Source organism: Pantoea sp. alder81 (assembly GCF_020179835.1).
In the GTDB taxonomy this organism is placed as follows: Bacteria; Pseudomonadota; Gammaproteobacteria; order Enterobacterales; family Enterobacteriaceae; genus Pantoea.
This window is the reverse complement of sequence record NZ_JAIUDA010000006.1, coordinates 121,201-127,225: the sequence shown is the minus strand read 5'-3', so window position 1 is coordinate 127,225 and position 6,025 is coordinate 121,201. Positions and strand designations below refer to the sequence as shown.

At 48.8% G+C, this 6,025-nt stretch carries 4 protein-coding genes; 1 reads left to right on the top strand and 3 read right to left on the bottom strand.

What is annotated here, in order from left to right; genetic code table 11:
- Nucleotides 1–75 precede the first annotated feature (75 nt).
- The 3 genes from LBW88_RS17165 to speA all read right to left on the bottom strand — a co-directional run bounded on the left by LBW88_RS17165 (nt 76) and on the right by speA (nt 3,686).
- Nucleotides 76–255, bottom strand: a complete 180-nt coding sequence (locus LBW88_RS17165; protein WP_224933502.1) for a hypothetical protein — start codon at nt 253–255, stop codon at nt 76–78.
- A gap of 39 nt (nt 256–294) precedes the next feature.
- The gene (locus tag LBW88_RS17160) at nt 295–990 is read right to left on the bottom strand and encodes an EAL domain-containing protein (protein WP_224933503.1); all 696 of its coding nucleotides are present in this window, start codon (nt 988–990) and stop codon (nt 295–297) included.
- A 716-nt stretch (nt 991–1,706) separates the two neighbouring features.
- Complete coding sequence (gene speA / locus LBW88_RS17155) at nt 1,707–3,686, bottom strand: biosynthetic arginine decarboxylase (RefSeq protein ID WP_224933504.1); 1,980 nt, start codon at nt 3,684–3,686, stop codon at nt 1,707–1,709.
- A 793-nt stretch (nt 3,687–4,479) separates the two neighbouring features.
- On the opposite strand from speA, the gene metK reads away from it, so the two are divergent.
- A complete protein-coding gene (gene metK / locus LBW88_RS17150) occupies nt 4,480–5,631 on the top strand; it encodes a methionine adenosyltransferase (protein WP_084936574.1) in 1,152 nt (383 codons plus the stop codon).
- Nucleotides 5,632–6,025: the final 394 nt, after the last annotated feature.

Below are 6,025 nucleotides of genomic sequence, written 5' to 3'. Positions count from 1 at the left end.
GCAGTTATTAAATTCCATAAAAACGCCCAGCATCCGCAGATACCGGCTTCAATGGCGAATAATCCAGATGACTATTCACTTTTTCTCTTGGTCGATCTCATACAAACTCATGATGAAATCGCGCTGAGTCGTGTTAAGCCTCCATCCTGAAAATGGCCCGGGTTTATTTTTCAGCGCAACAAAGGGGGAAATGCCGTTATTTTCCATGGGGCGAGCACAAATCAAATTGAATGCAATGAACCCATTTTTAGACATTTCATCTACCCCGACTGTGGTGGCCGAACCCGTGCTATTTCAGGATTGCTTAATAAAATCATTTAGATAGACACTCTGCCAGTGATAGCCCTGCATACCATAGATCGCTTTATGCGCCAGCAAATCGAGGTGAGATTGGCTTTCAACACCTTCAACAATCACGCCGTTGCATAATTGGTTGAGGTGGCTAAGCAGCGTGTCAAAAATGTGACCGTCGCCAAATTGCCAAAAAAACTTCTTGTCAATCTTGACGATTTCAAATATTCCGCTATCGAGCATGGTCAGGTTGGAATAACCCGGACCAAAGTCATCAAGCCATAAAGGGGCGGGCGTCACTTTCGCGACGCCTTTTAATATCATCAGATCTGCGCTGTTAAATCGCGCGGTAAAGAAGGCGGATATCTCTAAACGCAGTAACGTCAATTTCGCCAGTTTTTGTTGTATTTCATCATCATCAAAAATACCGGAGACGATATCTCTATCCACATTTACACTGACTATCTGATCAAACCCTTGTTGGTATAGCTGAATAAGTTTTCCGATCTGGTGGAGGAATAACTGCCATTTTTCGTCAGCAGGAAGCCGACTGAAGAACCCTTCTTTCCTGCAAGGGTTACGTTTATTATTAATATCTGCATCATCTGAGAATCGCGTTAACAATTCCCATGCAATCAACTCGCCGGCTTTACCGTGAACGGGTTCCAGCAAGAAAATGTATTCAGGTTGATTGCTCATTTCACGGTCCCTTCCGCAACTTACTGATACTCCTGAACTGTCAGGATTGCTCATGTGAGATGTAAGGGAAACATCGATAAAACTTAACACGTTAACTGAAGCCTAACGTACAGCTTACAGTTTGCAAAATAGATTTCAGTAAAGACCCAACCCCACTTTAATCGTTTAAATCTATCAATTTCCGTAGTAAATTTATTTTACTTTCACAAAATAATCAGATAATTCCTAGAAAAATTTAAGTTAGTGCCAATCTTGACAGATTTAAAAACAACGAATCATCTGAATTTATTAGATAATTTTTTCTACATTTGTCTGATAAAGATAATTGCATCGCAAAATTCATTTTTTTTAATCTGGAATGCATGATTCCAAAAGGCGCCAGAAAACATAGTTACTTAATGATACTATTCAACCCTTAATGTTTAAATTTTCATTATGCATCGATAAGATTACATAACAGATTACCTGTCTAATCCTTACGAAATCAGTAACTAATGCAGGGATATTACGGCCTTAAGCGCAGCGTATATTTTGTTTTATGAATAAAAATGAAGGAGATAGAAGAGACGCAATTTAGGCACGCGTTATAAATGGCTGGTTAACATTTATTGAGAGTGATCTTCATCACAATTCAAATAAAAAGCGGGGAAATAAGAAAATAGAATGGCTGGTAAATAAAATGGGCCCTGATCAGGGCCCATTGGAAGCTTTAACGATTACTCATCTTCAAGATAGGTATAACCGTACAAGCCGCTTTCAAACTCGGCAAGGAACTGCGCACGCAGCTCTTCATCGATGTCCTTTTGCTGAGTAACCTGATCGCGGAAGAGTGTCATTAAATCGTTTGGATTCAACTGCACGTACTCCAGCATATCCGCCACCGTATCGCCTTCATCTGACAACTGCACTTCTACGCTGCCGTCTGGGAAGGCGAATACATCAACCGCTTCGGTATCACCGAACAGGTTGTGCATATTGCCGAGGATCTCCTGGTAGGCACCGACCATAAAGAAGCCCAGCATCGGCGGATTATCAATATCGTATTCAGGCATCGGCATGGTGGTGGCAATACCGTCACCATCCACGTAGTGATCGATGGTGCCATCAGAGTCACAGGTGATATCCAGCAGCACGGCGCGACGTTGTGGGATCTTGTTCAGGCCTTCCAGTGGTAATACCGGGAACAGCTGATCGATACCCCACGCATCCGGCATTGACTGGAACAGCGAGAAGTTGACGTAAATCTTATCCGCCATACGTTCCTGCAGTTCATCAATGATCGGGCGGTGCGCACGGTTGCTTGGGTCCAGATGCTGCTGAATGTAGTGACAGATGCTTAAATAGAGCTGCTCTGCCCAGGCACGCTGGCCAAGATCGTAAGTGCCCGATGAGTAGCCGGTATGGATATCGAACAAATCCATCTGGCTGTCGTGCAGCCATTCACGCAACGAACGACGAACGTTCGGCTCGTGCATCTCCTGCCAGGTATCCCACAGGCTCTGAATTGGGCGCGGTGAATCGGCATCCGGCGCCACTGGCGTACTGAATTCATTACGTTCAACACCAATGATGTTGGAGACCAGCACAGTATGGTGCGCCGTAACCGCACGACCGGATTCGGTGATGACGGTGGGATGCTCAAGACCGTTCTCTTCACAGGCATCGCCAATCGCCCAAATCACGTTGTTGGCGTATTCGTTCAGGCCGTAGTTTACCGAGCAGTCAGACTGCGAACGGGTGCCTTCATAGTCAACGCCCAAACCGCCACCAACATCGAAACATTTGATGTTCACGCCCAGTTTGGCCAGCTCAACGTAGAAGCGCGCCGACTCACGTACACCGGTGGCGATATCGCGAATGTTGGACATCTGCGAGCCGAGGTGGAAGTGCAGCAGTTGCAGGCTATCGAGACGACCGGCCTTGCGCATAATGTCCACCAGCTGCAGCACCTGCGATGCCGCCAGACCGAATTTGGACTTCTCGCCACCGCTCGACTGCCATTTGCCGGAGCCCTGCGACGCCAGACGCGCGCGGATACCCAAACGTGGGATCACATTCAGGCGCTCCGCCTCTTCCAGTACCAGGCGCACTTCGGTCATCTTCTCGATCACCAGGTAAACCTTGTGACCCAGCTTCTCGCCAATTAGCGCCAGACGAATGTATTCACGGTCTTTATAGCCGTTACAGACGATCACCGAACGGGTTTTACCGGCGTGGGCGATCACCGCCATCAGCTCGGCTTTCGAACCGGCTTCCAGGCCCAGCGGCTCACCAGAATTTACCAGGGATTCGATGACACGCTTATGCTGGTTAACCTTGATCGGGTAGACCAGGAAGTAGTCACCTTTATAGCCATAAGATTCACGCGCGCGTTTGAAGGCGGCGTTAATCGAACGCAGGCGATGCTGTAAGATTTGCGGGAAACAGAACAGCGCAGGCAGACGTTGGCCATCCGCTTCACGCTCTTTCACCAGCTTCGCCAGATCAACGCGCACTTCCGGCTGATCCGGATCCGGACACACACTGATGTGTCCCAGCTCGTTGACGTCGTAATAGTTATTACCCCACCAGGCAATGTTGTAGGTACGCAGCATTCTGCTTGCTTCCTGATCGTTCATCGCCACCTCCTGCATGGAGCGGAGTACACCCTGTTCGCCAGCTGACGAACCCTTGATATTCTTCATGTCGTCAGACATCGCGAACCTCAATTTTCCGTTGAAATATGAAACCGTTGCCGGGTTTTGCTGTTGTGAGTCCGGGTAAAGATTTCCCCATCCTGCTGAGCTCCGTTTATCGGGTTACCATGCACGTTGCTGACTCTAAGTGTAAAACACCACGCCGCAGTGAGTAAAAAACGGGCCAAAAGCCAACGTTTTTCACCGCCAAAGACGAGTGAAACACAGCAACTGAAATGTGGGAATAGCTTAGCCTGCGCTCGTGTCGGGATAATTACCGCAACGCACAAAACTTCGGCGAGAGAAAAGAACAAATCTGGATTGGGAAAGGATTGCCAGCGCGCCCATTGAGCGCAGTGAACCGGGAAGAAGAGAAATGTGGTTCATTACTTTTATCACCTCCAACGTCTGCCAGCAGCAAACGAGAAACGGCTTGGGTGAAAGTCAGAGAACAGCTCTGACGGCGCGACGCATAACGGCGTCATCCTTTTTGTGCAGCGGCGTTTTATACAGCCAGACCGCGAAAAATGCAAAATCTTTAGCTACGATCTGTGGAAGGTGTCAGGAATTTCTTCCAGTGGGCAGCTTGCGTAAACGTGCGGAATCGGAAAAAGCACTGGAAAAGTGCTCACTGAGTGACCTAGAATAGCCGTCCAGATGGTTGTCCATCTAAACTGATTAACATCCAGGCGGTGTTGGCGCACGCTGTTAACACTCCCTACTGCTCGCGGCTTTGCCTGAAGGGGCGTCGAGTCGGCCTGGTCCACTTACGCTATGCAGTCGAATTCAAACCATTTGTAAGGTAAAGAACAGAATGGCTAAACACCTATTTACATCTGAGTCCGTATCAGAAGGACATCCTGATAAAATCGCTGACCAAATTTCCGATGCCGTGTTAGATGCGATCCTGGAACAGGATCCTAAAGCACGCGTGGCCTGCGAAACTTACGTTAAGACCGGTATGGTGCTGGTTGGCGGTGAAATCACCACCAGCGCTTGGGTTGATATCGAAGAGATCACCCGTAATACCGTCCGTGAAATCGGCTATGTCCATTCCGATATGGGCTTTGATGCGAACTCTTGCGCCGTACTGAGCGCGATTGGCAAGCAGTCTCCTGACATCAACCAGGGTGTTGACCGTACCGATCCGCTGGAACAGGGCGCGGGCGACCAGGGCCTGATGTTCGGCTACGCCACCAACGAAACCGACGTGCTGATGCCCGCTCCGGTAACCTACGCGCACCGTCTGGTTCAGCGTCAGGCCGAAGTGCGTAAAAGCGGTTCACTGCCGTGGTTGCGTCCGGATGCGAAAAGCCAGATCACCTTCCAGTACGATGGCGGCAAAATTGTCGGCATCGATGCGGTTGTGCTGTCGACTCAGCACGCTGAAGAAGTTTCAACAGCCGACCTGCGTGAAGCAGTGATGGAAGAGATCATCAAGCCGGTTCTGCCTGCTGAGTGGGTCAATGCCAGCACCAAATACCACATCAACCCAACTGGTCGCTTCGTGATCGGCGGCCCAATGGGCGACTGCGGTCTGACTGGTCGTAAAATTATCGTTGATACCTACGGCGGTATGGCGCGTCACGGTGGCGGTGCATTCTCCGGTAAAGATCCTTCTAAAGTTGACCGCTCTGCTGCCTACGCAGCACGCTATGTGGCGAAAAACATCGTAGCGGCTGGCCTGGCTGACCGTTGTGAAATCCAGGTTTCTTACGCGATTGGTGTGGCTGAGCCAACTTCCATCATGGTGGAAACCTTCGGTACTGAGAAAGTCTCTACCGAACAGCTGACCCTGCTGGTGCGCGAGTTCTTCGACCTGCGTCCATACGGTCTGATTCAGATGATGGATCTGCTGAAGCCGATCTACAAAGAGACCGCCGCTTACGGTCACTTTGGTCGCGAACACTTCCCGTGGGAGCAGACTGATAAAGCTGCTCAACTGCGCGAGGCAGCGGGCCTGTAATCTTAGAGCCCTACAAAAACGAGCCCGCATATTGCGGGCTTTTTTGTGCCTGCTAACCAGCGAGCGCGTTTTTTCCCGCCGTCTACACTTCATTTTCTATGTTTACAACAAAGTGTTAACGATTACATTTTGAAATCCTTTTGTAATCTGTAATTTAGAGAATTTTCAGCGTAGTTATTCGTATGAAAATGCGTTATTTTCAGCGTCGTCTGATAGCCGGTATTTAGAGAGATGTCAGAAACTTAAAGGGTGCTATACCTTACTGGTTACGTAACTATTTCAGGCGGAAAATGCTGGATTGCAGGGTTTCAGCGTGTGTAACCGATTACACTGATGTGATCGCCCTCACTTTTTTCTGCCGGCAGGTTTCATAACATTGATAAAAACAACGATA

Coding starts and splice junctions, on each gene's coding strand:
- LBW88_RS17165 (WP_224933502.1), bottom strand. CDS start 255: ATGTCTAAAAATGGGTTCATTGCATTCAATTTGATTTGTGCTCGCCCC.
- LBW88_RS17160 (WP_224933503.1), bottom strand. CDS start 990: ATGAGCAATCAACCTGAATACATTTTCTTGCTGGAACCCGTTCACGGT.
- speA (WP_224933504.1), bottom strand. CDS start 3,686: ATGTCTGACGACATGAAGAATATCAAGGGTTCGTCAGCTGGCGAACAG.
- metK (WP_084936574.1), top strand. CDS start 4,480: ATGGCTAAACACCTATTTACATCTGAGTCCGTATCAGAAGGACATCCT.